Annotated in this window: 27 protein-coding genes; 15 read left to right on the top strand and 12 right to left on the bottom strand. The window is 76.2% G+C overall.

Features of this window, described 5'->3' with window-relative positions; genetic code table 11:
- Positions 1-48 precede the first annotated feature (48 nt).
- Positions 49-2,499 carry a sigma-70 family RNA polymerase sigma factor gene (locus IU369_RS23675; protein ID WP_217922303.1) on the top strand — a complete coding sequence of 817 codons (2,451 nt, stop codon included), beginning with the start codon at positions 49-51 and terminating at the stop codon, positions 2,497-2,499.
- On the opposite strand, the gene IU369_RS17685 is transcribed toward IU369_RS23675, so the two are convergent.
- Genes IU369_RS17685 through rpsF form a run of 5 tightly spaced genes read right to left on the bottom strand, consistent with a single transcriptional unit; the run spans position 2,496 to position 6,545 of the window.
- Positions 2,496-3,779: an adenylosuccinate synthase gene (locus IU369_RS17685; protein WP_217922302.1), complete on the bottom strand. Its 1,284-nt coding sequence runs from the start codon at positions 3,777-3,779 to the stop codon at positions 2,496-2,498. The genes IU369_RS23675 and IU369_RS17685 overlap by 4 nt on opposite strands.
- Positions 3,780-3,798: 19 nt before the next feature.
- Positions 3,799-5,142: a replicative DNA helicase gene (gene dnaB, locus IU369_RS17680; protein ID WP_217922301.1), complete on the bottom strand. Its 1,344-nt coding sequence runs from the start codon at positions 5,140-5,142 to the stop codon at positions 3,799-3,801.
- Positions 5,143-5,174: 32 nt separating this feature from the next.
- A complete protein-coding gene (gene rplI, locus IU369_RS17675) occupies positions 5,175-5,627 on the bottom strand; it encodes a 50S ribosomal protein L9 (RefSeq protein WP_217922300.1) in 453 nt (150 codons plus the stop codon).
- A gap of 18 nt (positions 5,628-5,645) precedes the next feature.
- The gene (locus IU369_RS17670; protein ID WP_217922299.1) at positions 5,646-6,134 is read right to left on the bottom strand and encodes a single-stranded DNA-binding protein; all 489 of its coding nucleotides are present in this window, start codon (positions 6,132-6,134) and stop codon (positions 5,646-5,648) included.
- A gap of 6 nt (positions 6,135-6,140) precedes the next feature.
- The gene (rpsF, locus tag IU369_RS17665) at positions 6,141-6,545 is read right to left on the bottom strand and encodes a 30S ribosomal protein S6 (RefSeq protein WP_217922298.1); all 405 of its coding nucleotides are present in this window, start codon (positions 6,543-6,545) and stop codon (positions 6,141-6,143) included.
- Between the two features lie 99 nt (positions 6,546-6,644).
- Between rpsF and IU369_RS17660 the strand changes: the two genes are divergently transcribed.
- Together IU369_RS17660 and IU369_RS17655 are read left to right on the top strand one after the other, a co-directional pair.
- On the top strand, positions 6,645-6,995 hold the full coding sequence (locus tag IU369_RS17660) for a hypothetical protein (protein ID WP_217922297.1): 351 nt from the start codon (positions 6,645-6,647) through the stop codon (positions 6,993-6,995).
- Positions 6,992-7,822, top strand: a complete 831-nt coding sequence (locus IU369_RS17655) for a metallophosphoesterase family protein (RefSeq protein ID WP_217922296.1) — start codon at positions 6,992-6,994, stop codon at positions 7,820-7,822. The genes IU369_RS17660 and IU369_RS17655 overlap by 4 nt, the downstream gene beginning before the upstream one ends.
- Before the next feature lie 3 nt (positions 7,823-7,825).
- Here IU369_RS17655 and IU369_RS17650 read toward each other — a convergent pair whose 3' ends face one another.
- From IU369_RS17650 to IU369_RS17640, 3 genes are all read right to left on the bottom strand, one after another.
- Positions 7,826-8,512 carry a MerR family transcriptional regulator gene (locus tag IU369_RS17650; protein ID WP_217922295.1) on the bottom strand — a complete coding sequence of 229 codons (687 nt, stop codon included), beginning with the start codon at positions 8,510-8,512 and terminating at the stop codon, positions 7,826-7,828.
- 1 nt (position 8,513) lies between these two features.
- Positions 8,514-9,239 (bottom strand): MerR family transcriptional regulator, encoded by a 726-nt coding sequence (locus tag IU369_RS17645; protein WP_217922294.1) that lies wholly within the window; start codon positions 9,237-9,239, stop codon positions 8,514-8,516.
- Positions 9,240-9,449: 210 nt separating this feature from the next.
- Positions 9,450-10,130 carry a DedA family protein gene (locus IU369_RS17640; protein WP_246551555.1) on the bottom strand — a complete coding sequence of 227 codons (681 nt, stop codon included), beginning with the start codon at positions 10,128-10,130 and terminating at the stop codon, positions 9,450-9,452.
- A gap of 105 nt (positions 10,131-10,235) precedes the next feature.
- Between IU369_RS17640 and IU369_RS17635 the strand changes: the two genes are divergently transcribed.
- On the top strand, positions 10,236-11,981 hold the full coding sequence (locus IU369_RS17635) for a hypothetical protein (protein ID WP_217922292.1): 1,746 nt from the start codon (positions 10,236-10,238) through the stop codon (positions 11,979-11,981).
- Between the two features lie 7 nt (positions 11,982-11,988).
- Here IU369_RS17635 and IU369_RS17630 read toward each other — a convergent pair whose 3' ends face one another.
- Positions 11,989-12,324, bottom strand: a complete 336-nt coding sequence (locus IU369_RS17630; RefSeq protein WP_217922291.1) for a hypothetical protein — start codon at positions 12,322-12,324, stop codon at positions 11,989-11,991.
- A gap of 113 nt (positions 12,325-12,437) precedes the next feature.
- Between IU369_RS17630 and IU369_RS17625 the strand changes: the two genes are divergently transcribed.
- The 5 genes from IU369_RS17625 (at position 12,438) to IU369_RS17605 (ending at position 16,460) form a co-directional block, all read left to right on the top strand.
- Positions 12,438-12,692: a hypothetical protein gene (locus tag IU369_RS17625; protein ID WP_217922290.1), complete on the top strand. Its 255-nt coding sequence runs from the start codon at positions 12,438-12,440 to the stop codon at positions 12,690-12,692.
- An 82-nt stretch (positions 12,693-12,774) separates the two neighbouring features.
- Positions 12,775-13,983, top strand: a complete 1,209-nt coding sequence (locus IU369_RS17620) for a PQQ-dependent sugar dehydrogenase (protein ID WP_217922289.1) — start codon at positions 12,775-12,777, stop codon at positions 13,981-13,983.
- Positions 13,984-13,988: 5 nt separating this feature from the next.
- A complete protein-coding gene (locus tag IU369_RS17615) occupies positions 13,989-14,753 on the top strand; it encodes a chlorite dismutase family protein (protein ID WP_217922288.1) in 765 nt (254 codons plus the stop codon).
- 10 nt (positions 14,754-14,763) lie between these two features.
- Positions 14,764-15,660: an ABC transporter ATP-binding protein gene (locus IU369_RS17610; RefSeq protein ID WP_217922287.1), complete on the top strand. Its 897-nt coding sequence runs from the start codon at positions 14,764-14,766 to the stop codon at positions 15,658-15,660.
- Complete coding sequence (locus IU369_RS17605; protein WP_217922286.1) at positions 15,657-16,460, top strand: ABC transporter permease; 804 nt, start codon at positions 15,657-15,659, stop codon at positions 16,458-16,460. Before IU369_RS17610 ends, IU369_RS17605 begins: the two co-directional genes overlap by 4 nt.
- Before the next feature lie 3 nt (positions 16,461-16,463).
- Here the strand turns inward: IU369_RS17605 and IU369_RS17600 are convergent, their stop codons facing one another.
- On the bottom strand, positions 16,464-16,958 hold the full coding sequence (locus IU369_RS17600) for an OsmC family protein (RefSeq protein ID WP_217922285.1): 495 nt from the start codon (positions 16,956-16,958) through the stop codon (positions 16,464-16,466).
- 72 nt (positions 16,959-17,030) lie between these two features.
- On the opposite strand from IU369_RS17600, the gene IU369_RS17595 reads away from it, so the two are divergent.
- Entirely contained in the window at positions 17,031-18,122 is a 1,092-nt protein-coding gene (locus IU369_RS17595) for a zinc-dependent alcohol dehydrogenase (protein ID WP_217922284.1), read from the top strand.
- Positions 18,119-19,534, top strand: a complete 1,416-nt coding sequence (locus tag IU369_RS17590; RefSeq protein WP_217922283.1) for a UTP--glucose-1-phosphate uridylyltransferase — start codon at positions 18,119-18,121, stop codon at positions 19,532-19,534. Before IU369_RS17595 ends, IU369_RS17590 begins: the two co-directional genes overlap by 4 nt.
- 12 nt (positions 19,535-19,546) lie before the next feature.
- On the opposite strand, the gene IU369_RS17585 is transcribed toward IU369_RS17590, so the two are convergent.
- The gene (locus IU369_RS17585) at positions 19,547-21,550 is read right to left on the bottom strand and encodes a peptidoglycan DD-metalloendopeptidase family protein (protein ID WP_217922282.1); all 2,004 of its coding nucleotides are present in this window, start codon (positions 21,548-21,550) and stop codon (positions 19,547-19,549) included.
- 7 nt (positions 21,551-21,557) lie between these two features.
- On the bottom strand, positions 21,558-22,496 hold the full coding sequence (gene ispH, locus IU369_RS17580; RefSeq protein ID WP_217922281.1) for a 4-hydroxy-3-methylbut-2-enyl diphosphate reductase: 939 nt from the start codon (positions 22,494-22,496) through the stop codon (positions 21,558-21,560).
- 41 nt (positions 22,497-22,537) lie between these two features.
- Between ispH and IU369_RS17575 the strand changes: the two genes are divergently transcribed.
- Genes IU369_RS17575 through IU369_RS17560 form a run of 4 tightly spaced genes read left to right on the top strand, consistent with a single transcriptional unit; the run spans position 22,538 to position 25,477 of the window.
- Complete coding sequence (locus tag IU369_RS17575; RefSeq protein WP_217922280.1) at positions 22,538-23,344, top strand: alpha/beta fold hydrolase; 807 nt, start codon at positions 22,538-22,540, stop codon at positions 23,342-23,344.
- Positions 23,341-24,105: an inositol monophosphatase family protein gene (locus IU369_RS17570; RefSeq protein WP_217922279.1), complete on the top strand. Its 765-nt coding sequence runs from the start codon at positions 23,341-23,343 to the stop codon at positions 24,103-24,105. The genes IU369_RS17575 and IU369_RS17570 overlap by 4 nt, the downstream gene beginning before the upstream one ends.
- Positions 24,102-24,899, top strand: a complete 798-nt coding sequence (locus IU369_RS17565; RefSeq protein ID WP_217922278.1) for a heparan-alpha-glucosaminide N-acetyltransferase — start codon at positions 24,102-24,104, stop codon at positions 24,897-24,899. The genes IU369_RS17570 and IU369_RS17565 overlap by 4 nt, the downstream gene beginning before the upstream one ends.
- The gene (locus IU369_RS17560) at positions 24,899-25,477 is read left to right on the top strand and encodes a YdeI/OmpD-associated family protein (protein ID WP_217922277.1); all 579 of its coding nucleotides are present in this window, start codon (positions 24,899-24,901) and stop codon (positions 25,475-25,477) included. The genes IU369_RS17565 and IU369_RS17560 overlap by 1 nt, the downstream gene beginning before the upstream one ends.
- Positions 25,478-25,544: the final 67 nt, after the last annotated feature.

Raw genomic sequence — 25,544 nt, 5'->3', positions numbered from 1 at the left:
GAGACCGCGGTATACACGAGCCCCCCGTCCTGCAGTGGAAGGCTCGCGATGGCGACATCGGTCTCCCCCGGCTCGCGCCCCCCGGCACTCCGCCCGGGGTCCGGGTCGATCGCGTTCCTCGGCGACACCGCGCTCGCCGCGCTCGTCGCGGCGGGGGACGAGCGCGCCTTCGAGGTGGTCTACGAGCGCCACCGCGGCCAGGTGTTCCGGTACTGCACCGCGATCACCCGGCACGCGCAGGACGCCGAGGAGGCCTTCCAGCTCACGATGCTGTCGGCGTACCGGGCGCTCTCGGCGGGCCGGCCGCCGCGGGGGCCCCTCACGCCGTGGCTGCTGCGCATCGCCCACAACGAGTGCATGGACCTGCTGCGGGCCCGGCCCCGCGTCGAGGAGCTGACCGAGCGCGACGACCCCGTCGCGGGCGCGGTGCACGAGGCGGTGGAGGCGCGTGAGCGGATCCGGGAGCTGCGCAGCGACATCGCGGCGCTCCCGCTGCGGCAGCGCTCGGCGCTGGTGCTGCACGAGCTGAACGGGTTGTCGTACTCCGCCGTCGCCGGCGTGCTCGGGACCGACGAGGGCGCCGCCCGCAACCTGCTGCACGAGGCCCGCACGAGCCTCGTCGAGTTCTCGGCGGGTCGCGACCTGGGCTGTCCGGACGTCCGCCGCCGCATCGGCGAGGGGGACCGCCGCACCCTGCGGGCCCGCGCGATCCGGGCCCACCTGCGCGGGTGCGAGCCGTGCACCGCGTTCGCCGCCGCGCAGGAGGAGCGCCGCCGCCGGCTCGCCGCCTGGTGGCCGGTGCTCCCCGCCGCGGCGGCCGCGGAGATCCTGCGCGGCATCCTGTTCGGCGCGGAGACGGCGGCCGCGGCCGGCTCGGGCGCGCTCGCCGCCGGCGCCGGCGGCGCCGGCTCGTCCCCGGGCGGGTCGTCGGGCGGCGTCGGGACGGGAGCGGGCGTGGGCGCCGGCGCCGGCGTGGGCATCGGCGCGGCCACCGGCTTCGGCGCGACCGCGATGGGCGGCATCGCCGCCGCCGGGGTCTGCGCCATGGGCGTCATCGCCACGGTCGCCGTGACCCTGGCGGGCGTCGGCCCCTTCGCCCCCGACGGCGAGGGACCGGTCGCCGACGCCGCCCCGGTCGCGGGCGCGGCCGACCCCTCCGCGCCCGCGCCGGCGGCCCGCACGACGGGTCTCGTCACCGCCGCCGCCCCGGTGGCGGGCACGACGGCCGCGCCGTTCACCGCGGCCGCCGCGTACACGCCCGGGGACGACGTCGATCCCCCCGCGGCACCCGAGGCGGGCGGCGGGGCCCCGGCGGGTGGTGGCCCGGGCGCGGCCGGCACGGCCCCGGCGCCCGGCCCCGACCCGGATCCGGCGCCCGACCCCGACCCGGTCCCCGTGCCGCCCGCCGCGCCCGCCCCGGTCGCGCCGCCGGTGGTGACGGCGGCCGGCCCGGCCCCCGCCGGCCCGGCCCCCGCGGCCCCGGTGGCGCCGGCGCCCCTGCCGCCCGCCGCACAGGTCCCGGCGGAGGATCCGCCCGTTGCGACGGACCCCGATCCCGCCGACCCCGACCCGACCGACCCCGGCACCGACCCGGGTGAGGAGGACCCCGGGACGGACCCGGGTGGAGAGGACCCCGGCACCGACCCGGGTGGAGAGGACCCCGGCACCGACCCGGGTGGAGAGGACCCCGGCACCGACCCCGGTGGCGAGGACCCCGGCACGGACCCGGGTGGAGAGGACCCCGGCACCGACCCGGGTGGAGAGGACCCCGGCACCGACCCGGGTGGAGAGGACCCCGGCACGGACCCCGGTGGAGAGGACCCCGGCACCGACCCGGGTGGAGAGGACCCCGGCACGGACCCCGGTGGGGAGGACCCCGGCACGGAGGAGCCGGGTCCCGTCGACCCGACCGACCCGGCCGAGGAGGTCGACCCGCTCCCCGCCGACGACGGCGCGACGGGCGGCACGCGCTGCCCGCCCGGGTACCTCCCGGTCGGCGTGGTCGTCCGGCCCGACGGGACGATCGCGATCCGCCGCTGCCGCATCATCACGCTGCCCGGCCCGGGCACCGGGGCGCCACCCGTCGTGGTCGATCCGACCCGTCCCCGCGACCCGGCCGATCCGCGGGACCCCGCCGACCCGGTGGACCCCGTCGAGACGGCGGAGCCGGTGGAGCAGCCCTCCGACCCGATCCGGACGCCACCCGTCGTGACGCCGCCCGCCGAGGTCGCGACGCGGACCGTCGCGGACGCGCCCGTGCCGGCGTCCCCGCCGTCGTCGGACGACCCGGCGCTGCTGACCACGCGGACCGCCGCGCGCCCCGCCCCCGCCCCGCTGCCGCGGCCGCCCGACCCGGTGCCCGCTCCCGAGGCGCCCGCCCGGCCCCCCGTGGACGCCGCGACCGCGGCGCCGACGCCGGTGTCCGACGAGCAGGTCCCGGCGGAGGCGTCCCCGGCGCCCGCCCCCGCCGAGGCGACCCCGGAGGCGGTCCCGGCCTAGACCTCGACCTGGTCGATCACCTGGTGGCGGCCCTGGCCGGTGCCGATGAGCGTGATGGGCACCTCGACGGCGGCCGCGATGGCGTCGACGTACTCGCGCGCCCGCGGCGGCAGGTCCTCGAGGCTGCGGCAGCCGGAGAGGTCCTCGTCCCAGCCCGCCATCTCCTCGTACTCCGGCGTGCAACCGTGGAAGACGGTCTGGTGGTACGGGAAGTCGGTGAGGCGCGCGCCGTCGCGGTCGCGGTACGCCACGCACAGCCGCACCCGGTCGAGGCCGGAGAGCACGTCCAGCTTGGTCAGGGCCAGCTGGGTCATGCCGGACAGCCGGACCGCGTACCGCAGCGCCACCAGGTCGAGCCAGCCGCACCGGCGCTGGCGCCCGGTGGTGGTGCCGAACTCGTTGCCCTGCTCCAGCATGTGCCGCCCGGCGTCGTCGTCGAGCTCGGTCGGGAAGGGGCCCTCGCCGACGCGGGTGACGTAGGCCTTCGTCACCCCGAGCACGCTGTCGATGCGTGTCGGGCCGATGCCGGTGCCCGTGCAGGCGGCGCCGGCGACGGGGTTCGACGACGTCACGAAGGGATAGGTGCCGTGGTCGATGTCGAGCATCGTCCCCTGGGCGCCCTCGAACAGCACCCGCTTCCCGTCGCGGAGCGCCCGGTCGATGATCAGGGCGGTGTCGGCGATGAAGGGGCGCAGGCGCTCGGCGTGGGCGAGCAGGTCCTCGGCGACGTCGGCGGGCGCGAGGCGCGGCAGGCCGTAGAGCTTCTCGAGGATCTCGTTCTTCGCCTCGAGGGCGATCTCGAGCTTGCGGACGAGGATCTTCGGGTCGAGGAGGTCCTGCGCGCGGATGCCGACCCGGGCGGCCTTGTCCTGGTAGCAGGGCCCGATGCCGCGGCGGGTGGTCCCGATCGAGAACTTCCCGAGCTTCATCTCGGACGCCCCGTCGAGCATCACGTGGTACGGCATGATCAGGTGCGCGTTGCCGCTGATGCGCAGGGTCTCGAGCGAGACGCCGCGCTCCTCCAGCCCGTCGATCTCGGCGCACAGCGCCCCGGGGTCGACCACGGTGCCGTTGCCGATCACGCAGAGCGTGCCGGGATAGAGGATCCCCGAGGGGACGAGGTGCAGCTTGTAGACCTCGTCGCCCGCCACGATCGTGTGGCCGGCGTTGTTGCCGCCCTGGTAGCGGGCGACGACCTCGCTGCGCTCCGCGAGGAGGTCCACGACCTTGCCCTTCCCCTCGTCGCCCCACTGGGCGCCGATGACGACGGTCGCGGGCATCAGGTGTCTCGGTCCGTCATCAGTGATCCCGGTCCAGGTTGTCGAACTTGGCGTAGCTGCCGCGGAACGTGAGCTTCACGCGGTCGGTGGGCCCGTGCCGGTTCTTGGCGACGATCACCTCGGCGAGTCCCTTGTCCTCGGACGTCTCCGGGTTGTAGTAGTCGTCCCGGTAGATCATCAGCACGAGGTCGGCGTCCTGCTCGATCGCGCCCGACTCGCGCAGGTCCGACAGCATCGGGCGCTTGTCGTTGCGGGAGTCCGGCGAGCGGTTGAGCTGCGAGACGCAGATGATCGGCACCTCGAGGTCGCGCGCCAGCATCTTCAGGTTCCGCGAGATCGCGGAGATCTCCTGGACGCGGTTCTCGTCCTTGCGGCCGCGGTTGCCCTCCATCAGCTGGATGTAGTCGACGATCAGCAGGTCGAGGCCGTCGCGGCTCTTGAGGCGGCGCAGCTTCGTCCGCATCTCGCCGACGGTGACGCCCTCGGAGTCGTCGATGTAGAGCCGGGCGGCGGACAGGCGGTCGGCGGCGCGGCCGATGCGCGACCAGTCCTCGGGCGCGAGCCGCCCGGCGCGGATGCGTCCGGCGTCGACGATCGCGACCGACGACAGGAGGCGCTGGATCAGCTCGTCGCCGCTCATCTCGAGGCTGAACACGGCGACGGCGAGGTTCTGGGTGAGGGCGGCGTTCTCGGCGATGCCGAGGGCCAGCGCCGTCTTGCCCATGCTGGGGCGGGCGGCGACGACGACCATGTTGCCCGCCTGGAGCCCGCCGACGACCTTGTCGAGGTCGATGAAGCCGGTGGGCACGCCGACCACGCCGCCGCCGGCCTCCTCGGCCGCGGTGAGGCGCTCGAGGCCCTTGATGACGAGCTTGTCGGCGCGGGTGAAGTCCCCGCGGACGCCCTTCTGCGACAGCTCGTAGACGAGCGTCTCGGCGTCCTGGAGCATCGCCGTGGTCTCGCCCTCGCGCTGGGCGATCATCCGCTCGATCTCCTGCCCGACGCGCAGCAGCCGCCGCTGGGTCGAGGCGTCGCGGACGATCTCGGCGTAGCTCTTGTAGCTCGCCGCGATGAAGGGGGTCTCCATCAGGTCGAGCACGCCGCCGCGCCCGCCCGCGGCGTCGAGCTCGCCGTTCTTGGTGAGCTGCTCGATCACCGTGATCGGCTCGACGGGCTCCCCGGTCTGGAACAGCGCCTGGATGGCGCGGTACACCGCCCGGTGCCCCTCGCGGTAGAAGTCCTCCGCGTCGAGCATCCCCTGGGCCTCGGCGACGTACGCGTCGACCTCCATGAGGCTGGCGAGCAACATCGCCTCGGCCTCCGCGTTCTGCGGGGGCGGGACGCTCTCCGACGACGTGGCCACCGGGTTCCTCTGCCCCGCGGGGCGGGCGGTGCTCAGTCGATCAGCGGGCTGACGATGGTCTTCACCTCGGTCGTCAGCCCGGGGGCCAGCTCGATCGGGACGGAGTAGGTGCCGACCGCGCGGATGGGGGGCTCCACCGTGATGCTCCGGCGGTCCACGGTCACGCCGCGGGCCTCCTTGATCGCGGTGGCCACGTCGGCGGAGGTGATCGAGCCGAAGAGGCGGCCGTCGTCGCCGGCCTTCGCCTTGAGGGTGAGGATGGTGCGGCTGAGCAGGTCCACGAGCTCCTTGGACTGCTCCACGGCGCGGATCGCCGCGGCCCTGCGTGCCTCCTCGCGGCGCTGCACCTCGGCGATGCGCGCCGGGGTCGCCACCTCGGCCATGCCGCGGGGGAGGAGGAAGTTGCGCATGTAGCCGCGCGCGACGTTGACGACGGTCCCGGCTTCGCCGAGCCCCTCGACCTCAGTCAGAAGGATCGCCTGCATGGTGTCTCTCGCCTTGCCTTAGAAGGGGATGTCGTCGTCGTCCGAGCGCGCGGGCTGCGGCTTCATGTCGCTGCGGTCCACCGGCAGGTCGCCGCCACCCGCGGGGGCGGGGCTCCACCCGGATCCCTGCGACGCCGGGAACCCACCGCCACCGCCGCCGCCCTCGCCGTCGCCGCGGCTGTCGAGGAAGAAGACGTCGTTGGCGATCACCTCGACGGACTGGCGCTTGCTGCCGTCCTGTGCCTGCCACTCACGCCACGACAGGCGACCGTCGACGCCGATCCGCCGTCCCTTGGCGAGGTACGTCGAGGCGGTCTCGGCCTGACGGCCGAAGACCGTCACGTCGAAGTAGTTGGGCTTGTCGGTCCACTGGCCGTCGTCGCCGCGTCCACGGCTCGAGCACGCCAGGCGGATCGAGCAGATCGGGTCCCCGCCACCGGTGTGGCGCAGCTCCGGATCACGCGTCAGGCGCCCCACCAGGGTGACGCGGTTCAGGTCGGCGGGCATGTCGGGCTAGCGGGGGCCGCGCCGGCCGCCGCCACCGCCGCCGCGACCGCCGGGACGGCCGCGCTGCGGCCGGTCCTCGCGCTCCGGGTGGGTGTCGACGGGTGCGGGGGCGCCGGTGGCGCGTGCCCGCTCGGCCTCGTTGTGGTTGAGGCGGATGAAGAGGGCGCGCAGGACGACCCCCTTGTTGATCGAGAGCACCCGCTCGATCTCGGGCAGGGACGTGGGCTCGCCCTGGCAGGTGATGACCACGTAGCGGCCGTCGGGCCGCTTCTCCATGGGGAAGGTGATCTTGCGCCGACCCCAGTCGTTGACGTGGTCGACGGTGCCGCCACCGTCCGTGATGAGCTGCTGGACCCTCTCCAGGATCTCCTGCTGCTGCTCCTCATCCGCGTCGGGATTGAGGATGATCATGATCTCGTACGGGGTGATCCTGGACCTCCGGAGGTTGCGGCACGCAAGCGTTCCGGAGCGACCGGGCTCCGGCAGGTCCGAGACTATAGCAGCGGTAACATGCCGCCCCGGAGTCCCGCGACCGAGGTGATGGCGATGCGCAGGTGGAGCATGTGGGTGGCGTCCGCCCTGGGGGCCGTGGGAGCGGGGGCCGGGCTGGCCGTGGCGCGCCGCCGCCGGCCCGCGCCGGAGCCGGCGAGGATGCTGCCGGCGCCGTCCCCGGCGGGTCAGGCGGCCGACGCCGACGCGGTCGACGCGGTCACCCGGGCGGAGGACGACGTCGCGCCGGCCCTGGACGCCGCCGACGACCCGCAGGAGGCCCTCGACGCGGCGCGGGCGCGGTTGCGCGAGCGGGCGGACCGCCTGCGGCGCGACATCGACGCCGCGGGGAGCTCCTCCGGGGGCGCGTGAGCGCCGCGCTGGCCGGCCTGCTCGCCGCGGCGGGCATCGCCGCAGCGGCGCCCGCGGGCGGCGTCCCTGCGCCACCCGCGGACGCGGTCCGCTTCGTGGTGAAGGGCGACTGGGGGGACGGGTCGGCCGCCCAGGCGGCCGTCACCCGCCGCATGTGCGGGGAGGCCCGCCGCGCGCCGTTCGCCTTCGTCCTCACGACGGGCGACAACTTCTACCCCGCCGGGGCCGCCACCGACGCGACGTGGACGCGACCGGAGCGGTGCCTGATCCGGCTCGGCGTCCCCTGGCGGGCGACGTGGGGGAACCACGACCTCGGGGGCACCGGGACCGCCGTCCAGCTCCGCTCGCCCCGCCGCTACTACGCGTTCACCTCGGGGCCGGCGCGGGTGGTCGTCCTCGACGGCAACGCCCCCGACGACCCGGGGCAGCTCGCGTTCCTGCGCCGGGAGATGTCCGCGCGGTGGGCGGGTGCGCGCATCGTGTCGGTGCACCAGCCGTTGCGCACCGCGGGGGTCCACCCGCCCGCCGACACCGCCCGCCGGCTCTGGGGCCCCCTGCTGCGCCGCGGGCGCGTCGCGCTCGTCCTGCAGGGCCACAACCACATGTACGAGCGCATCGAGGCCGACGGGACCACGTACGTCACGACCGGCGGGGGCGGCGCGCAGGTCTACCCCTGCGTCCGGCTGTTCACCGACGGCCTGCGGCGGTGCGCCCTGGAGCACCACTTCCTGGTCGTGACCGCCACCCGCACGGCGATCGGCGTCCGCGCGGTGACGCCCCGCGGGCGCACGATCGAGCGGGTCCGGATCCCCGTCCCCGCGGCCTGACGGTCAGCCGGGGCGGGCGCCCCGGCCGGCGACGGCGGCCGCCCAGGCCGTCGCGACGCGCACGGTGAGCTGGCTCATCGCGGCGACGACCTCGCGGCGCTCCTCCTCGGAGAGCGGCGACGGCGGCGCGGCGAGGGCACGGTCCATCGCGCGCTCCAGGGCGAGGCTCCCGCCGAGGGTGACCTCCGCCGACGACCCGGCGAGGCCGTGGCCGCGGCCGTACGTCTCGGCCCGCTCCAGCGCCTCGTTGAGGCTCCCGGTCGCGAAGCCGTCCGCGAGGGCGTCGACCCAGGCGCGCACGACGCCGCGGCGCTCGGTGGGCGGCAGGCGCCGGTAGGCGGCCTCCGCGGGGCCCTCGACGAGGGCCTCGACGGCCTCGGAGACGAGGTCGGCCCGGGCGCGCAGCACGTCGGCGAGCGTCGCCGAGGCGGGGATCTGGGAGGGGGCCGGACGGGGCGGGCGCGTCGGCCGGGCGGGCTGGCGGGCGAGCCACTGGCGCAGCGCCTCGGGGTCGAAGCGGCGGTGGCCGCCGGCGGTGCGGACGTGGGGCACGCGCCCCTCGCTGGCCCAGAGGCGCAGCGTGCTCGGGCTGACGCCGAGGGCGCGGGCGGCCGCGGAGACCGACAGCCACGGACCCTCCGACCGCCGCTGGCGCCCGGGTGACCCCGTCACGAGCGCCCCGTGCGCCACGTCACTCGAGACTCGAGCGCAGCCGGCAGCGGACCCCGTCGGCGTAGCCGGCCGCGACCCTCACCGCCATGCGGTCGAGGGAGCGCTCGACGGCGCGTTGCTCGCCGGGTCGCTCCGAGAGCCGGGGCCCGAGGACGCGGTCGACGGCCCGTCGCAGGGCGAGCGCCTCGGTGACCGGCGCGTCGCCGGCCTGGCCGGAGGCCCCGTGGCGGAACCCCTCCCACTCGGCGTCGCGGTAGCACCCGGAGAGGTCGCCGGCGCCGAGCGCGTCGGCGAGGGACTCGAGCGCCCCGAGCACCCGGGCCTGGCGGGTCGCGGACGGACGGGTCGCCCCGGCGCGGGTCCGGGCGAGCTCCTCCTCGAAGGCGCTGAGGACGTCGTCGCCGGCCGCCGCGAGCACGCCGGCCGTCTCCGGCATCGCCTCGATGCGGGTCGGCACGAGCTCCTGCATCCGCGTCTGGGGGGCGGGTGGCGCGCCGCCGCGGTCCGCGAGCCACCGCACGAGCTCGTCGAGCTCGAAGCGGCGGTGCCCGCCGGGGGTGCGCACGCAGGGGACGCGGCCCGCCGCGGCCCAGGCGCGGAGCGAGGACGAGCTGACGCCGAGCAGGCGCGCCGCGGCCGAGACCGAGAGGAGGCGGGGGGCGCCGATGCGGGGCACCGCGCGGCCGCCGGGGCTGCGCACCCCCCCGCCGGCCTGGTGCCCGACGACCATCTCAGGCGGTCCCACCGTACGCCGGGGTCCCCGGCCGCCGGATGTGATGTGAGACGAATCCACCAATGTCAACCATCCCTGGCATGGACACGATTGTGGGCGGCTGTCTCAGGAGCCGCAACCTCGACTATCGGCCGGAGTGCCCCGAAACCTGAGAGAAGCTCCGGTTCCGTGGGGTCGACTCAACAGAAAACTCACAACGCCGGTCGGCGGTGACCCCGCCGGTCAGGCCTCCGGTGTCGCCGCCCGCCCGGCCGCCGCGCGCTCCGCCTCGGCCTCGGCACGCTCCCGCTTGACGCGCTTGCGCTCCTTGACGGTGACGAACAGGGCGACCACCCCGGTGACCGCGAAGGCGACCACGAACGCGACCCAGAGCTGGTCGGCGAAGGCCTTCCCGGCGAAGTACCCGAGCAGGGCAGCCTGGCTGGCCCAGAAGAACGCGCCGAGCGTGTCGAACAGGAGGAAGCGCCGGTAGTCCATCTGCCCGGCGCCGCAGGAGAGGTTGATCGCGATCCGGATCCCGGGGAGGAAGCGCCCGACGAACACGAGCGCCGGGCCCTGCCGGGCGACCATGCGCTCGGCGGCCTCGAGGCGGTCGGCCCCGGCGATGCGGGTCACGAAGCGCTTGATCCTGCCGCCGCCGGCGCGACCGATCCAGTAGGCGGCGGAGTCGCCGAGGATCGCGCCCGCCGTGCCGGCGAGGATGACGAGGGGGAGGCTGAGGCTGCCGTCGGCGGCGAGGACCGCCGCCGCGACGATCGCCGTCTCGCCCGGCAGGGCCGGGAAGACGCCGTCGCCCGCGACCACGAGGAGCACCGCCCAGTACCCGTAGGCGGCGGCGTCCTCGGCGATCTGCTGGAAGGTGCCGCCGATCGAGGCCATCGCGGCGGCGGCGGCGGCCAGCATGGCGATCACGTGGCGCCTCGGCGCGTGCGGGGCGGGCGCGGCACGTGGGGCATGATGCCAGCGGGGGTCCCGGGGCGCGACCGGGACCGTCGCTATCCTGGGCGCATGGGTCGAATCGCCGACTCCGTGGTGTCGCTCCTCGCCGGAGGACCCCTCGGCGCCGACCGCTTGGGGGACACCCTGGCGCGGCGTGGCGCGACCCGCGCCCGGGACCCCGCCGCGGCGGTGCGGCGCGCCGTGCGCGACGACCCCCGGGTGCTCTGGCTGGCCGACGGCCGGCTCGCGAGCGTGGCGCAGGCGCTGACGGGCGTGGAGCTCGCGGTGGAGGTGGACGCCGCCGCCGTCGCCGCCGGCGCGGTGGACGTCGAGCCCGACCTCGGGCCCCTGGCCCTGCTCGGCGTCGAGCCGGTGCTGCGCCTGCCCGCCGGCGCCCGCGAGGGCGACACGATCCTCGTCCGCATCGAGGACCCCCTCGCGCGGGAGGTCGCCGTGTCGCGCGTGCCCGCCCCGGCGGCGCGGCCCGGCGACGAGGCGGCCCTCGCCGCCGCCGTCGCGGCGCGCCTGCCCGGGCCCGGCCGCCCCACCGCCCCGCCGATCACGCACCTCGCGAGCGCGGTCGCCGCGGTCGCCGCGTCCGACCCCGGGGCCCTGCGCACGGCGGGCCGGCCGCTCTCGCGTGCCCTTGCGGACGCGGGCTACGAGGTGCACCTGGGGTGGGTCGGGCCCGCGGGCACGCGCTGGGCGAGCCTCACCGAGGAGGAGGTCGACGCGCTGGAGGCGGACGTGGCCGACCTCCTCGCCGCGGAGCAGACGGCGGCGGCCGCCGCCGCCCAGGCCCGGCTCGTCGCCGTGCTCACCCGGCACCTGCCGGAGCGCGCGCCGGCCGCCCGGCGCCACCTGGCCCGTGTGCTCGCCCGCGCCGGGCGCGCCCACGAGGCGCTCGACGTCCTGCGCCCCGCGCTCGCCGACGCGGACCCCGAGAACTGGTACGAGGCCGCCCTGATCGCGTACCGCTCCGGCGACGAGGTCAGCGCGCGCCGGTGGGCCGAGTCCGGGCTCGCCCACGCCGTGCCGGGCTCCGACGTGGCGGCGTGCCTCGGCGACATCGCGGGGGACCTCGACGCCCAGGCCGCGTTCCTGCGGGTGCGGCCCGCGCTCGACGGGGCCCGCGCCGGCCTCGACGCCGACGCCGCCGCCCGCCTCGCGCGCGCCGTCGTCGCCCCCGGCCGCTCGTACCTCGTCGAGGCGCTGGCGGAGGACCTGGCCGCCACGATCCCCGACGGCGACCTCCCGTCGGTGCTGTCGGCGCTCGCCGCCGCGGGCGACGACGGCCGCGACACCTGCCTGGCGCTGTCGGCGGTGCTGCCCCCGGCCGCCGCGGCGGCCGCCCGGGAGGCCGCGGGCCGGCCGGGCCGGACGCCGCGCCCCGCCGTGGCGGGGCTGCTCGAGGCGGGGCCCTCGGCGGCGTGGGCGACGTCGCCGATCGACGCCCCCGATCAGCAGCAGGTGGTGATCACCGTCGCCAAGGAGGACGGCCGGGTCTCGCCGCTCGTTGTGCTGATCGACCTCGACGACCTCGGGGGCGCCGTCAAGGACGCGTTCTTCCTGCCCGACCTGATCGAGCCCCGGCTGCGCCGCGAGCTCTTCGCGCCGATGGAGCAGATCGGCCTCGCCCCGGTCCCCGTCGACCTGGCCGAGGCCATCGCCCTCGTCCACGTCGCACTCGCCCGCACCGGGGAGATCCGCTGGTCGATGCCGTCGCAGCGCCACCAGCCCGTGACGGAGCGCATCGCGCGCTGGGTGCTCCGTCCCCGCGGCGGCGCGGACCGCCGCACGGTCCCCGGCGCCTGACCCCGCGTCAGGCGGCCCGGCGCTCCTCGGCCGGCGCCTCGGACCCGGTCCGCGCGGCCGCGGGACGCGGGAGGGTCACGGGAGCCGGACGGCGCTCCGGGCGGGCCCGCAGGATGCCGCCCGTCAGTCCGATCAGCAGGGGGAACGCCGCCACGGCGGCGACCGCGGCCCCCTCCGACGACCCGGCGCGGAGGCTCAGCGCGGCCATCGCGACGAGGCCCATCCCGCCGACCGCGCGCAGCAGGAGCAGCGCCGCGGGCGACGCCGCCCCGGGCCTGCCGATGTCACGTGCCGCGAGCCCGACGAGTGCCGAGAGCACCAGACCCGCCATCCACCACTGCACCGCTGCCTCCTCGGGTGTCCGGTGGGGCACTTGGCGGCCGGCGGGCGGTTCCCTCCCGGGCCTCCGCGAGATGCAACGGCACGGTGTCCGCCACCTGTGCGATAATGCGCCGCATGGCCGACGAGATCCCCGCGCAGCTCACCGAGGCCTTCAAGGTCCTCGACACCGATGTGGCCCAGCGTCTCACCGACGCACTGGTCCCCGTGGCCGGCGAGCTCGGCCCACGTGAGGAGGCCGTCCTCCAGCGCCTCGTCACGGGTCTCGCGGAGGGCGCGCCCGCCGCGGAGCTGAACGCGTTCGTGCGGTTGCTGCCCGTCACAGTGAGCCGTGCCGTGCAGCCCGCGATCGACCCGGTCACCGCCGCCTAGCACCCCCCCCCGGGTCGCCGCCCCGGGCGGTGACGCCCCGGATCCGCGCCCGTGCGTGCGGACGTGCGCTAGCGTGCGGGACGTGACCCGCCGCCTGCCGATCGCCGCCCTCGTCGCCGTGGGCGTGATGGCGTTCGCCGCGTGCGGGGGTGACGGCGACGCCGCCGACGCGCCCGCCCCCACCGCGGGCGACACCCCGGCCGCGGCCGGGGAGCAGCAGACCGGCGCCTACCGCCTCGCCCGCGTCCGCGCGGGCCTCGGCGACGCCCTCTACGTGACGGGGGCGCCCGGCCAGGCGGACCGCCTGTTCGTCGTCCAGCAGAGCGGCCGCATCCGCATCCTCGAGCGCGGGCGCCTGCTGCCGGGGTCCTTCCTCGACATCTCGGGACGGATCAGCTCCGGCGGGGAGCGCGGCCTGCTCGGCCTGGCGTTCCACCCCGACTACGCCCGCAACGGGCGATTCTACGTGAACTACACGGAACCGTCCGGTGACACCCGCGTCGCGGAGTACCGCCGCGCGACGGCCACCCGGGCCCGCCCGTCGAGCGGCCGCATCCTGCTGCGCATCGACCAGCCGTTCGCGAACCACAACGGCGGCCACCTCGCGTTCGGCCCCGACGGGATGCTCCACGTCGCGACCGGCGACGGCGGCAGCGGCGGCGACCCCGAGGGCAACGGCCAGGACCGCTCCTCGCTGCTCGGCAAGATCCTGCGGATCGACGTCGACGCCCGCACCGGCGGCCGCCCCTACGGGATCCCCGCCGACAACCCGTTCGCCGGCGGCGGCGGCGCGCCCGAGGTCTACGCCTACGGCCTGCGCAACCCGTGGCGCTTCTCGTTCGACCGCACGCGCGGCGACATCTGGATCGGCGACGTCGGCCAGAACGCCATCGAGGAGATCGACTACCGGCCGCGGGGACGCGCGAACGGCGCGAACTTCGGCTGGAACGCCTTCGAGGGCCGCTCCCGGTTCCCCGGCGGGGGCCCCGTCCGCGGGTCCGCGCCCGTCGCCCCCGTCGCCCAGTACACGCACTCGGCCGGCTGCTCCGTCACCGGCGGCTACGTCTACCGCGGCGCGCGCGCCGCCGGGCTCCGCGGCCGGTACGTCTACGCCGACTTCTGCACGGGTCGCGTCTGGAGCATGCGCGCCGGGCCGCGGCCGGGCGGCGTGCGCGACGAGACCGGTCGCCTCGGCGTCTCCCTCTCCAACGTCACGTCGTTCGGAGAGGGCCTGAACGGCGACCTCTACGTGCTGGCCAACGGGTCGCTCTACCGCTTCGTGGGTCGCTGACCGCGGTGGGGGAGGTCCGTCCGTCGATCGGGTGGGGCGTCGTCCACCTCATGCTGCACGCGCAGCCCGACGAGCCCGGCGGCGACGACGTGCTGGACGCGATCGCCCGGTTCGACGCCGTCGACGACCAGCAGGTCATCGTGTCGTCGGTCCTCGGCGCGAGCGCCGACGTCGGCCTGATGGCCCTCGGCCCCGACCTCGACGCGCTCGACCGGTTCACGAAGGAGGTGCTCCGCGGCCCCTTCGACTGCGTCTACTCGTTCGTGTCGCTGACGGAGCTGAGCGAGTACACCAGCACGGAGGAGCAGGAGCGCGCGCGCCTCGAGGCCGACGGGGAGGGCGACGTCGAGGGCCGCCTCGCGGCGTGGACGGAGCGGATGGCCGCCTACAACGACGCCCGCCTCCACCCCCGGCTGCCCGAGCGGGCCCTGATCGCGTTCTACCCCATGTCGAAGCGCCGGGCCGAGGGCGCGAACTGGTACTCGCTGCCGTTCGACGAGCGCCGCGAGCTGATGCAGGGTCACGCCCGCGTCGGCCGTCGGTACGCCGGACGCGTGCTGCAGCTCATCACCGGGGCGACCGGCATCGACGACTGGGAGTGGGGGGTCACCCTCCTCGCCGACGACCCCGTGACGATCAAGGAGATCGTCTACGAGATGCGCTTCGACGAGGTCAGCGCGCGGTACGGCGAGTTCGGCCCGTTCTTCGTCGGACTGGTGATGGGGGCCCGCGACGCGTTCGGCCGCGCGGGCGTGCTCGACGACGACTGACGGGCCGAGCGTGGCGCCCGCGATCAGCGTGCGGGGCGTGGTGAAGCGCTTCGGGCGGATCACCGCGGTGGACGGGTTCGACCTCGAGGTGCCGGCGGGCTCCTGCGTGGGGCTGCTCGGGCCGAACGGCGCCGGCAAGTCGACGACGATGAAGCTCCTGACGGCGCAGTCGATCGCCGACGAGGGCGAGCTGGAGGTGCTCGGGTACCGCCTGCCGGCGGAGTCGAAGCAGGCGCGCGCCGAGTGCGGCGTCGTGCCCCAGCTCGACAACCTCGACACCACGCTCACCGTCGAGCAGAACCTGCTCGTCTTCTCGTACCTCTACCGGGTGCCGCGCGCGGACCGGAGCGCCGCGATCGACCGGGCGCTCGCCATCGCCAACCTCGCCGACCGGCGCGGCGACCGGGTCGAGGCCCTGTCGGGCGGCATGCGCCGGCGCCTGCTGATCGCCCGCGCCCTCGTGCACCGGCCGTCGCTGATCCTGCTCGACGAGCCGACCGTCGGCCTCGACCCGCAGGTGCGCCAGGAGCTGTGGGCCCTGATCGGCGCGCTCCGCTCGGAGGGCGTCTCGATCCTGATGTCGACGCACTACATCGAGGAGGCCGAGCGCCTCGCCGACACCGTCACGATCATGTCGCACGGCCGCGCCGTCGCCTCCGGCCCCCCCGCCGCGCTCGTGCGCGAGCACGCCGGGGCCGAGGCGATCGAGGTCTACGGGCCGCCGGCGCGCCTGCGCGAGGTCGAGGACGAGGCCGCCGTCGCCGGCCTGCGGACCCGCCGCACCGGCACGTCGATCTCGGTGCTGGCGCTGGAGCGGGCGAACGGGCGGCCCCTGCCCGAGGGCCACCGCCGCGCGGCGACCCTCGAGGACGTGTTCGTGCTGCTGACCGGCGAGGAGATCGCGTGACGACCCGTCCCGCCCCCGGGCGCGGCCGCCGCCTGCGCCGCCTGGAGCGCCCCGCCCTCGCCGGCGTGATGGTGCGCGAGGTCATCAACTTCACGTCGCACTGGCGCTCCACGACGTTCTCGTCGACCGTTGAGCCGACGATCTACCTGCTGGCGTTCGGGTTCGGCTTCGGCTCGCTGGTCTCGACGGTCGGCGGGTACGACTACGTCGAGTTCGTCGGCACCGGCACCGTCGCGACCGCCGTCCTCTTCTCGTCGGCGTTCCCCGCGATGTTCGGCGTGTTCGTGAAGTACCAGTTCCAGCACACCTACGACGCGATCCTCGCAGCCCCGGTGGACACCGAGGAGCTGGTGACCGCGGAGATGCTGTGGATCGCGATCCGCGCCGGCGTCTACGGGTGCACCCCGATGCTCGTGGCGATGGTGTTCGGCCTCGACCCGAGCTGGGGGATGCTGACCGTCCCGTTCATCGCGTTCCTCGCCGGCCTCGGCTGGGCGGGGTTCGGCATCGCCATCGCCGGCCGCATGACGTCGATCGAGAACTTCAACTACGTCATCAGCGCGGTGCTGACCCCGCTGTTCCTGGTGGCCGGGACGTTCTTCCCGCTCGACCAGCTCCCCGACTGGGCGCAGACGCTCGCCCAGCTCAACCCGCTCTACCACCTGGTGGAGCTCGTCCGGCACGCCGTCTTCGGCTGGGAGGGCGCGGTCGACCTCCTGCACGTCGGCGTGCTGGTGGTGTTCGCGGCGATCACCTGGCGGGTCGGCATCGCCCTCATGACCCGCAAGCTGATCAGCTAGCGCCTAGGGCAGCACGAGCTCCCGCACGACCGGGATGGGGCGCACCAGCACGTCGGTGACGGGGCAGTGGCGGTCGACGGCGTCCGCGAGCTCGCGGTACCGGCCCGCGCCCGCCGGGCCCTCCAGCGTCACGACGACCCGGATCGCGGAGTAGCCGGCGGGGACGTCGTCGGCGAGGCCGATGAAGCCGCGCAGGTCGAGGTCGCCCTCCAGCTCCACCCCGACCCGGTCGAGGGGGATCCCCAGCTCGTCGGCCCAGAGGCGGTACGTCACCGCCTGGCACGTCGCGAAGCTCGTCAGCAGCAGCTCGACGGGGCTCTGCGCCGTGTCGGTGCCGCCCACCGAGCGCGGCTCGTCGGCCTCGGTCACGTGGCCGCGCGCCGTCGTCCGGCAGTGCATCCCGTCGCGCAGCTCGGTCCCGACCCGGACGACGACCGCCGCCTTCGCGGGGTCCTGGCGGAAGCGCTCGGCGAGCGCCGCGTGCGGCGGTGGCTCCATCGCGACGATGGTAACGAAGTGCCACCGCCGCCCGGGTATCCTCCGCGCACATCACCGTCGAGCGGGGGATCGATGCGAGGACTGACCTTCCAGGGCCTGAACGACGTACGTGTCGAGGACGTGCCGGACGCCTCCATCGAGGAGCCGACCGACGCGGTCGTGCGCGTCACGATGGCCGGCATCTGCGGGTCGGACCTCCACATCTACAACGCCGGCGAGGCCTTCGGCTTCGCGCCCGGCTCGCGGCTCGGCCACGAGTTCATCGGCACCGTCGAGGCCGTCGGCGCGGACGTGACCGCCGTCGCCCCCGGCGACCGCGTCCTCTCGTCGTGCTCCGTCGCGTGCGGCGAGTGCACCTGGTGCCGCGAGGGCCTCGCGTCCTCGTGCGTCCGCTGGTCCCTCTTCGGGTGGGCGCCGCGCACCTGGCAGCACGGCGGCTCCGTGCAGGGCGCCCAGTCGGAGCTCATGCGCGTCCCCCTCGCCGACACCACGCTGCACCCGATGCCGGAGTCGCTGCGCGGCGAGGACCGCGAGCGCAGCCTCCTGCCGCTCGTCGACGTGATGTCCACCGGGTGGCACGGCCTCACCGCCGCCGGCACCGCCGCCGGGCAGTCCGTCGTCGTCATCGGCGACGGCGCCGTCGGCCTGGCCGGCGTCCACGGCGCCCGGGCGAAGGGCGCCGAGCGGATCGTCTGCCTCGGCCACCACGCCGGCCGCCTCGAGACCGCGACCGCGCTCGGCGCGACCCTCGTGATCGACTCGCGCGACGACGACGAGATCACGCAGCTGGTGATGGAGCACACCTCCGGGGAGGGCGCCCACGTCGTGATCGACTCGATCTCGGGCCCCTCCTCGATGGCCACCGCCCACGCCACCGTGCGCCCCGGCGGCACCATCGCCTGCCTCGGCATGGACCACTTCATGGGGAAGACGCCGAACGTCAACTGGTTCGACCAGTTCCTGCGCAACATCTCGGTGACCGGCGGCCTCGTGCCCGGCAAGCGCTACTTCCCGGAGCTGCTCGGGCTGGTGGAGTCCGGGAAGCTCGACCCCGCCCCGATGCTGTCGCACACCCTCCCGCTCGCCGAGGCGGCCGAGGGGTACCGGATGATGGCCGGGCGCGTCGACGGCGTCACGAAGGTGGCGCTCCGCCCGGGCGCATGAGCCTCGGCGACCGCCTCCGCGACGCCGGCCAGGGGCACCTGGCCGAGGCGCTCGACCGCCTGCAGGGGCCGGCGCACGACCACCTGCGCGCCGAGATCGAGGCGCTCGACCTGCCCCTCGTGACGCGCCTCGTCGAGGAGCTGCGGGCGGGCGGCGGGGCGCACGACCTCGGTGAGATCGCGCCCCCCGCCCCCGAGACGCTGATCGCGCTGCCGCGCGACGACGCCGACCGGGAGCGGGAGGCGCGCGCCCGCACCGCCGGCGAGGACCTGCTCCGCGCCGGCGGCGTCGCCGCGGTGCTCCTCGCCGGGGGGCAGGGCACCCGCCTCGGCTTCGACGGGCCGAAGGGGCTGTTCCCGTTCGCCCCGATCAGCGGCCGCACCCTCTTCGCGCACCACGCCGCGAAGATCGCCGCCCTCCGGACCCGCTACGCGACGGACCTCCCCTGGTACGTCCTCACCTCGCCGCAGAACGACGACGCCACCCGCGCCGCCTTCGAGGAGGCCGGGTGGTTCGGCCTGGACCCCGCCTCCGTGCGGCTCGTCGTGCAGGGCACCCTGCCGGCCGTCGACCGCGCCACCGGGCGGATCCTGCTCGAGCGGCCCGACCGGCTCGCGTTGTCGCCCGACGGCCACGGGGGCCTGCTGTCGGCATTGCGCCGTTCGGGCGCCCTCGACGAGATGGCCGCCGCCGGCATCCGCACGATGTTCACGTTCCAGGTCGACAACCCCCTCGCGCGCGTCTGCCGCCCCGAGTTCCTCGGCCACCACTTCCTGGAGGCCGCCGACATGTCGTCGGTCGTCGTCCGGAAGGTCGGCCCCGAGGAGAAGATGGGCGTCATCGCCCGCATCGACGGGCGCGCCGGGGTCGTCGAGTACAGCGACCTGCCCGACGAGCTCGCGCAGCAGCGCGACGACGACGGCGAGCTCGTCTACTGGGCCGGCTCCATCGCCGTCCACTGCGTCGACGTCGCGTTCGCGCAGACGCTCACCCGCGGGGGCCTCGACCTGCCGTACCACCACGCCCTGAAGAAGGTCCCCCACGTCGACGCGGACGGACGGCCCGTGGAGCCCGACGCGCCGAACGCGATCAAGTTCGAGACGTTCCTCTTCGACGCCCTCCCGGCGGCGGAGCGGACCGTCACGGTCGAGGCCGCCCGCGAGGACGAGTTCTCGCCGATCAAGAACGCCGAGGGCGCCGACTCCCCCGCCACCGCACGGCGCGACCTCAACCGCCTCTACGCCCGGTGGCTCACCGCCGCGGGCGTCGCCGTGCCGTCGGGTCCCGACGGGGAGCCCGTCGACCTGGAGATCGACCCGCGCCGGGCGCTCGACGCCGCCGAGCTCAACGCCTCGGTCACGCCGGACCTGCGCATCGACGGCCCCACGGTGCTCGGCCCCCTCGAGGGGTAGGGCCCGCCCCGCTCAGCCGGCGCGCGGCCACCCGGTGACGATCGGGTAGGGCGGCACGGGGCCGCCGCCGCCCGGGTGGATCTCGAAGTGCAGGTGGTTCGGGGTGCCCCGGGCGTCGCCGCTGTCGCCCACGTAGCCGAGGACGGTGCCGCGCGTGACGGTCGCGCCCTCCACGGCCGCCGGCGAGTACGCCGACAGGTGGGCGTAGTAGAAGCCGTTGCCCGCGCGGTCCCGCACCCACAGCCGCCATCCGCCGAGGCCGTTGTAGCCGACGTTGAAGAGGGACCCGTCGGCCACCGCGACGACCGGGGTGCCGCGCGCCGCGAAGAGGTCGATCCCCTGGTGCGAGCGCCCGCCGGGCCGCGGGTACATCCAGTCGTTCGTGAACGTCGTCGGCCCGGCGACGGGGAAGAGGAAGTCCCCGGCGGGCAGCGCCCCCGGGATCGCGGTCGACCCGGCGTACGGCATCGACGTCAACGCCGCGCGCCGCGCCTTCTCGAGGGCGGCGAGGCGCGCCTTCCGCGCCTTCTCCTCCTTCACGAGGCGGCGCAGCTCCGCTCGCGCCTCGTCGAGCACCGCGCGGCGGCTCGCGAGCGCCGCGTCGAGCTCGGCGCGGCGGTCCTCGGACGCCTCCAGCTCGCGCCGCCGGACGGCCTCGGCCGAGATCTGCTGCTCCTCGAGCGTCTCCAGGCGGGCGCGGCGCACGCGGACGCCGGCGACGGCGCTCGCGTCGCCACGGGCGATCTGGTCGATGAGGTCGGTCGCCTCCTGCGCGTCGGCGAGGCTCCCGCTGGTCAGGAGCACCTCCGCGAAGGTCGGCGTCCCCTCGACGTAGAGCGACACGATCCGGTCGCGCAGCAGGCCACGGGAGCGCTCCAGGTCGCGGCGGGCGCCGGACAGCTCGCCACGCGTCACCGCGAGGGTGCTCTGCGCCTCCTCGAGGCGGTCGATCGCCGCGTTCTGGGCGGCGACGGCCTGGCCGATGGCGATGTCCATCTCGGCCACCTGGCGCCCGAGCTGCTCGACCTCGGCGCGGGTGCCGGCGATCGACGGCGCGGCCGCGGCGCCGGTGACGGCGGCGAGCAGGAGGAGCAGGGAGGCGGCCGCGACGGCGATCCGCGTGGCGGGGGAGGTCTGGGGCATCGAGGTCGCCCGCGCACTCTGAGGCGCACACGGGGTTGCCTCAACAGGGATCGACCGGTCTGCAACGCCGATTGAGCGTTCGCAACACCGGATGACGTCCGGCCCCGCGTCGTACGACGCGGGATCCACGACGCCGCCACGGTGCGCCGCGTGGCGGGCGGTCCGCTCACCCGGGGCCGTCGCACCCGTCGTCGCCGCGCCGGCCGGCGCTCCCGGGACCCGGCGCCGGCCCGGCGACGCAGGCGCAGCCGTCCCCCGCCACGCCTCGATGCCCTCCCGGACGGCCACGCCCGCGATCAGGAGCCCGACCGCGGGATCGAGCCACCAGGCCCCGAAGGCCATGTTCCCGACGAGGCCGAGCAGCAGGGCACCGGCCAGGTAGGCGCACAGCAGGTTCTGCCGGCCCTCGCCCCGGGTGGCGGCCGAGCCCAGCCGGTCGGCCAGTCGCGCCTTGGCGATCCCGAGGTAGGGCATCACCGCGAGACCCGCGGCGGCCAGCGCGATCCCGACGACGCTCGCGTCGGGGCGCTCGCGGGTGACGATCGCCCGCAGCGACTCGACGCCGACGTACGGCGCCAGCACGAGGAACTGGATCGCGACGAGCCTCTGCGCCCGCCGTTCCGCGGCCTCCGAGAAGACCCGGTGGCCGGTGAAGCGCCAGACGATGATCGCCGAGGCGAAACCTTCGATCGCCGAGTCGAGCCCGAAGCCCACGAGCGCCACCGAGCCGGCCAGCACGCCGGCGGTGACCGCGATGGCGCCCTCCGCGGACATGTAGACGAGGCTCACCCACGAGAGCATCCGCGCCCGGCCGGCGAGCCGGAGGCGCTCGGCGTCAGCGACGGGGTGCGGGGTGGGGGCCAGGGTGCCCACCGCGGACCTAGGAGGTGGTGCGGACCTCGACGGGGAGGCGGAAGAAGACGCCCTCGGCGGACGGGAGCTCCTCCCCGCCGCGCAGGTACCCCGACGCGACGAGGGCCGACGCGACCTCCTGCACCAGCACCTCCGGGGCCGACGCCCCGGCGGTGAGCGCGACGCGGCGCGTCCCCTCCAGCCACGTCGGGTCGAGCTCGCCGACGTTGTCGATCAGGTACGACGCGGCGCCCGAGGAGCGCGCCACCTCGACCATCCGGTTCGAGTTCGAGGAGTTGCGCGACCCGACGACCAGCACGAGGTCGGCGCCGTCCCCGACGACCGCGCGGACGGCGTCCTGGCGGTTCTGGGTGGCGTAGCAGATGTCGCTCGACTTGGGGCCCGCGAGGGCGGGGAAGCGGCGCTTCAGGACGTCCACGATGGCGGCGGTGTCGTCGATCGACAACGTCGTCTGGGTGGTCAGCGCCACGCGCTCGGGGTCGGGCACCTCGACGGTCTCGGCGCCGGCGACGTCCTCCACCACGATCACCGCGTCCGGCGCCTCGCCGCGGGTGCCGACGACCTCCTCGTGGTCGGCGTGCCCCACCAGCAGCACCGTCGCGCCACGGCCGGCGTAGCGCCGCACCTCGGCGTGGACCTTCGAGACGAGGGGGCAGGTGGCGTCGATGACGCGCAGGCCCCGCTCCCGGCAGACGCGGTGGACCTCGGGGGAGACGCCGTGGGCGGAGAGGATGATCGTCTCGCCCTCGGGGACCTCGCTCGCGCGCTCCACGAAGATCGCGCCCTTCGCGCGGAGGGTGGAGACGACGTGGGTGTTGTGCACGATCTCCCCGCGCACGTACACCGGCGCCCCGATCTCCTCCAGGACCCGCTCGACGGTCTGGATGGCGCGCTCCACCCCGGCGCAGTAGCCGCGCGGCGCGACGAGTTCCAGCTCGGTGCTCACATGGGTCAGGGTACCCCACCCGACGCCGTATCGTCCCCGGGGTGGGCGCAGTCGCGACGATCGAGGTCGGCCAGGGGCCGCCGGTGCTCCTGATCCACGGCCTCAACGGCTTCAAGGAGGGCTGGGGTCCGCTGCCCGGCGCCCTCGCCGACGCCGGGATGCGGGCGGTGATGGTCGACCTGCCCGGGTCCGGAGCGTCCCCGCGCCTGCGCCGCACCACGCCCGCCGCCCTCGCGGACGCCCTGGCGCCGCTGCTCGGCGCCCTCCGCCCGGCGGGCCTGGTCGCGCACTCCCTCGGCACCCAGGTCGCGGTGCTCGCGGCGGCGGCGCGGCCCGGCCGCGTCGGCCGGCTGGCGCTGATCTCGCCGTGGGTCCTGCCGCGGCCCCGCCGCCTGCGCCCCCGCAGCGTCACCGACGTCCTGCGCCTGCCCGTCGTCGGGCGGCCCCTCGCGCGCCTCGCGATCGCCCACATGCGCCGCGACCCCGTGCGCCGCCGGCAGGCGTTCCTCGGCGCCGTCGCCGACCCCGACGCCCTGTCGCGGGACCCGGTGATGGCGGAGCTGCTCGACGAGGCCACCGACCGGCTCGCCCGGGCCGACGTACGTGCCATGGCCGACTGGGCGGCGAGCGCCCTCGCCCTCGACCTGCGCCCGCGGGCGCGCGCCGTCACCGCCCCGGTCCTGCTGGTTTCCGGGGCGCGCGACCGCGTCACCCGCCCCGCCGGCGCGGAGGCCCTCGCCGCGGCCCTCCCCGACGCACGCCTGCTGCGCCTCGACGGCGTCGGCCACTTCCCCCACCTCGAGGCCCCCGGCGCCGTCCTGCCCGCCGTCGCGGGGCACCTGGCGTGAGCGCCGACCTGCTCTCCGTCGCGCTCGCGGCGGCGCGGGCGGCGGGCGACCTGTTGCTCGCCCGCGCGGACGAGGTGGTCGGCGGCATCTCGTCGAAGACGAGCGGCACCGACCTCGTCAGCGACGCCGACCGCGACGCGGAGGCGCTCGTCATCGCCACCATCCGGGCGGCGCGCCCCGGCGACGGCATCCTCGCCGAGGAGGGCGGCGGCGGGGCGGGGAGCACGGGGATCACCTGGGTCGTGGACCCCCTCGACGGCACCATCAACTACCTGTGGGGCGTCCCGCAGTGGAGCGTGAGCATCGCCGCGGCCGACGACCGGGGCGCCGTCGCGGGGGTCGTCCACGACCCCTCCCGCGGCGAGACGTTCACGGCCGTCCGCGGCGGCGGCGCCCGCATGGGCGGCCGGGTGCTGGCGGTGACGCCGGGCCGGCCGCTCGGCGAGGCCCTCGTCGGGACCGGGTTCAGCTACCGCTCCGCCGAGCGGGCCGTGCAGGCCGGCCGCCTCACCCGCGTGCTGCCGGCGGTGCGCGACGTGCGGCGCCTCGGGTCCGCGGCGCTCGACCTGTGCTGGGTCGCCGCCGGCCGCCTCGACGGCTACTACGAGACGGGGCTGAACCCGTGGGACCGCGCGGCGGGCGAGCTCGTCGCGCGCGAGGCCGGGGCGCGGGTGCGGGAGCTGGCGCCCGGCGGGCTCATCGTCGCGGGGCCGGACCTGATCGACCCGCTCGCGCGGCTGGTCCTCGGCGACGACGCGTGAGCGCGCCCGCCCCGGCGACCGGCGGCGGGCGGCTCTGGGAGGTCGACGCCCTCCGCACCGCGGCCATCGTGATGATGGTCGCCTACCACGTCGCCTACGACGTGGACCTCCTCGGCCCCGGGGTCGACATCGACCCCTTCAGCGGCGGCTGGCGGGCGCTGCAGGTGGCATGCGGCTCCACCTTCCTCTTCGTCGTGGGCGTCAGCATCACGATCTCGAACGGCCGCGCCCGCGCCCGCGGGCTGACGGGGACGGCCCTGTACCGGCGCCACCTGCGGCGCGTCGGGCAGGTCGCCGCGGCGGCCCTGCTGGTCAGCGTCGTCACCCGGGTCGCCCTGGGCGACGACTGGGTGCGCTTCGGGATCCTCCACTGCATCGCGGTGGCCATGCTGATCGGGCCGCTGCTCGTGCGCCTCCGGTGGGCCAACGCCGTCCTCGCCGCCGGCGCCCTCGCCCTCGGCCTCGTGCTGCGCGACGCCACCCCCTCCGACGTGCCGGGCCTGCTGGTGCTGGGTGTCCCCGCGCCGGGTGGCGCGGGGGTCGACTGGTATCCCCTGTTCCCGTGGCTCGCGCCGGTGCTGCTCGGCCTCGCCGTCGGCGCGGCCCTCTACCCGGAGGGGCGCCGCGGCCCGTGGGGGCGGCGCCTGCCGGAGCCGCGGTGGGCGGTTCCCGCGGGCCTGCCCGGCCGCCACGCCCTGCCGATCTACCTCGTCCACCAGCCGGTGCTGATCCCCCTGGTCGCCGCCGCGCTGGCCCTTGCGGGCGTCGACGTGAGCTGGGCGGAGTTCACCTGATGGGCGCCCTCGACGACCTGGAGCGGTTCCACGCCGAGACGCGCGAGGAGTGGCGCGCCTGGCTCGCGGCGAACCACGCGACCGCCACCGGCGTCTGGCTCGTGACGTGGAAGGCGTCGAGCGGGCGTCCGCGGCTGCCCTACGACGACGGGGTCGAGGAGGCCCTCTGCGTCGGGTGGATCGACAGCCTCGCCCGCGGCATCGACGACGACCGGTCGTCGTTGCTCTACACGCCCCGGAAGGCCGGCAGCGGGTGGTCGCGGCCGAACAAGGAGCGCGTCGCCCGCCTCCGCGCGGCGGGGCTGATGCAGCCGGCGGGCCAGGCGAGGATCGACGCCGCCGTCGCCGACGGGTCGTGGACGCTGCTCGACGACGTCGAGGACCTCATCGAGCCCGAGGAGCTGCGGGCCGCGCTCGACGCCGACCCCGTGGCCCGCGCCCACTGGGACGCGTTCCCGCGCTCGGCGAAACGGGCGACCCTCGAGTGGATCGTCCAGGCGAAGCGGCCCGAGACGCGGGCCCGCCGCATCGCCGAGGCCGCCGAGCGGTCCGGCCGGGGGGAGCGCCCCCGGGGCTGACCGGCGGCCCCCGGAACGGGCGACGGACGCGCGGCGGGCGCCGCGCGGCCGGGGACCCGGGACCCGG

It is taken from the genome of Miltoncostaea oceani (genome assembly GCF_018141545.1).
In the GTDB taxonomy this organism is placed as follows: Bacteria; Actinomycetota; Thermoleophilia; order Miltoncostaeales; family Miltoncostaeaceae; genus Miltoncostaea; species Miltoncostaea oceani.
This window is presented reverse-complemented; position numbering and strand designations above follow the sequence as displayed.

Excerpts from the sequence above, each read along its gene's own strand:
- IU369_RS23675 (WP_217922303.1), top strand. The coding sequence starts at position 49 with ATGGCGACATCGGTCTCCCCCGGCTCGCGCCCCCCGGCACTCCGCCCG.
- IU369_RS17685 (WP_217922302.1), bottom strand. The coding sequence starts at position 3,779 with ATGCCCGCGACCGTCGTCATCGGCGCCCAGTGGGGCGACGAGGGGAAG.
- rplI (WP_217922300.1), bottom strand. The coding sequence starts at position 5,627 with ATGCAGGCGATCCTTCTGACTGAGGTCGAGGGGCTCGGCGAAGCCGGG.
- IU369_RS17670 (WP_217922299.1), bottom strand. The coding sequence starts at position 6,134 with ATGCCCGCCGACCTGAACCGCGTCACCCTGGTGGGGCGCCTGACGCGT.
- rpsF (WP_217922298.1), bottom strand. The coding sequence starts at position 6,545 with ATGATCATCCTCAATCCCGACGCGGATGAGGAGCAGCAGCAGGAGATC.
- IU369_RS17660 (WP_217922297.1), top strand. The coding sequence starts at position 6,645 with ATGCCGCCCCGGAGTCCCGCGACCGAGGTGATGGCGATGCGCAGGTGG.
- IU369_RS17640 (WP_246551555.1), bottom strand. The coding sequence starts at position 10,130 with ATGCTGGCCGCCGCCGCCGCCGCGATGGCCTCGATCGGCGGCACCTTC.
- IU369_RS17635 (WP_217922292.1), top strand. The coding sequence starts at position 10,236 with ATGGGTCGAATCGCCGACTCCGTGGTGTCGCTCCTCGCCGGAGGACCC.
- IU369_RS17625 (WP_217922290.1), top strand. The coding sequence starts at position 12,438 with ATGGCCGACGAGATCCCCGCGCAGCTCACCGAGGCCTTCAAGGTCCTC.
- IU369_RS17600 (WP_217922285.1), bottom strand. The coding sequence starts at position 16,958 with ATGGAGCCACCGCCGCACGCGGCGCTCGCCGAGCGCTTCCGCCAGGAC.
- IU369_RS17595 (WP_217922284.1), top strand. The coding sequence starts at position 17,031 with ATGCGAGGACTGACCTTCCAGGGCCTGAACGACGTACGTGTCGAGGAC.
- IU369_RS17590 (WP_217922283.1), top strand. The coding sequence starts at position 18,119 with ATGAGCCTCGGCGACCGCCTCCGCGACGCCGGCCAGGGGCACCTGGCC.
- IU369_RS17560 (WP_217922277.1), top strand. The coding sequence starts at position 24,899 with ATGGGCGCCCTCGACGACCTGGAGCGGTTCCACGCCGAGACGCGCGAG.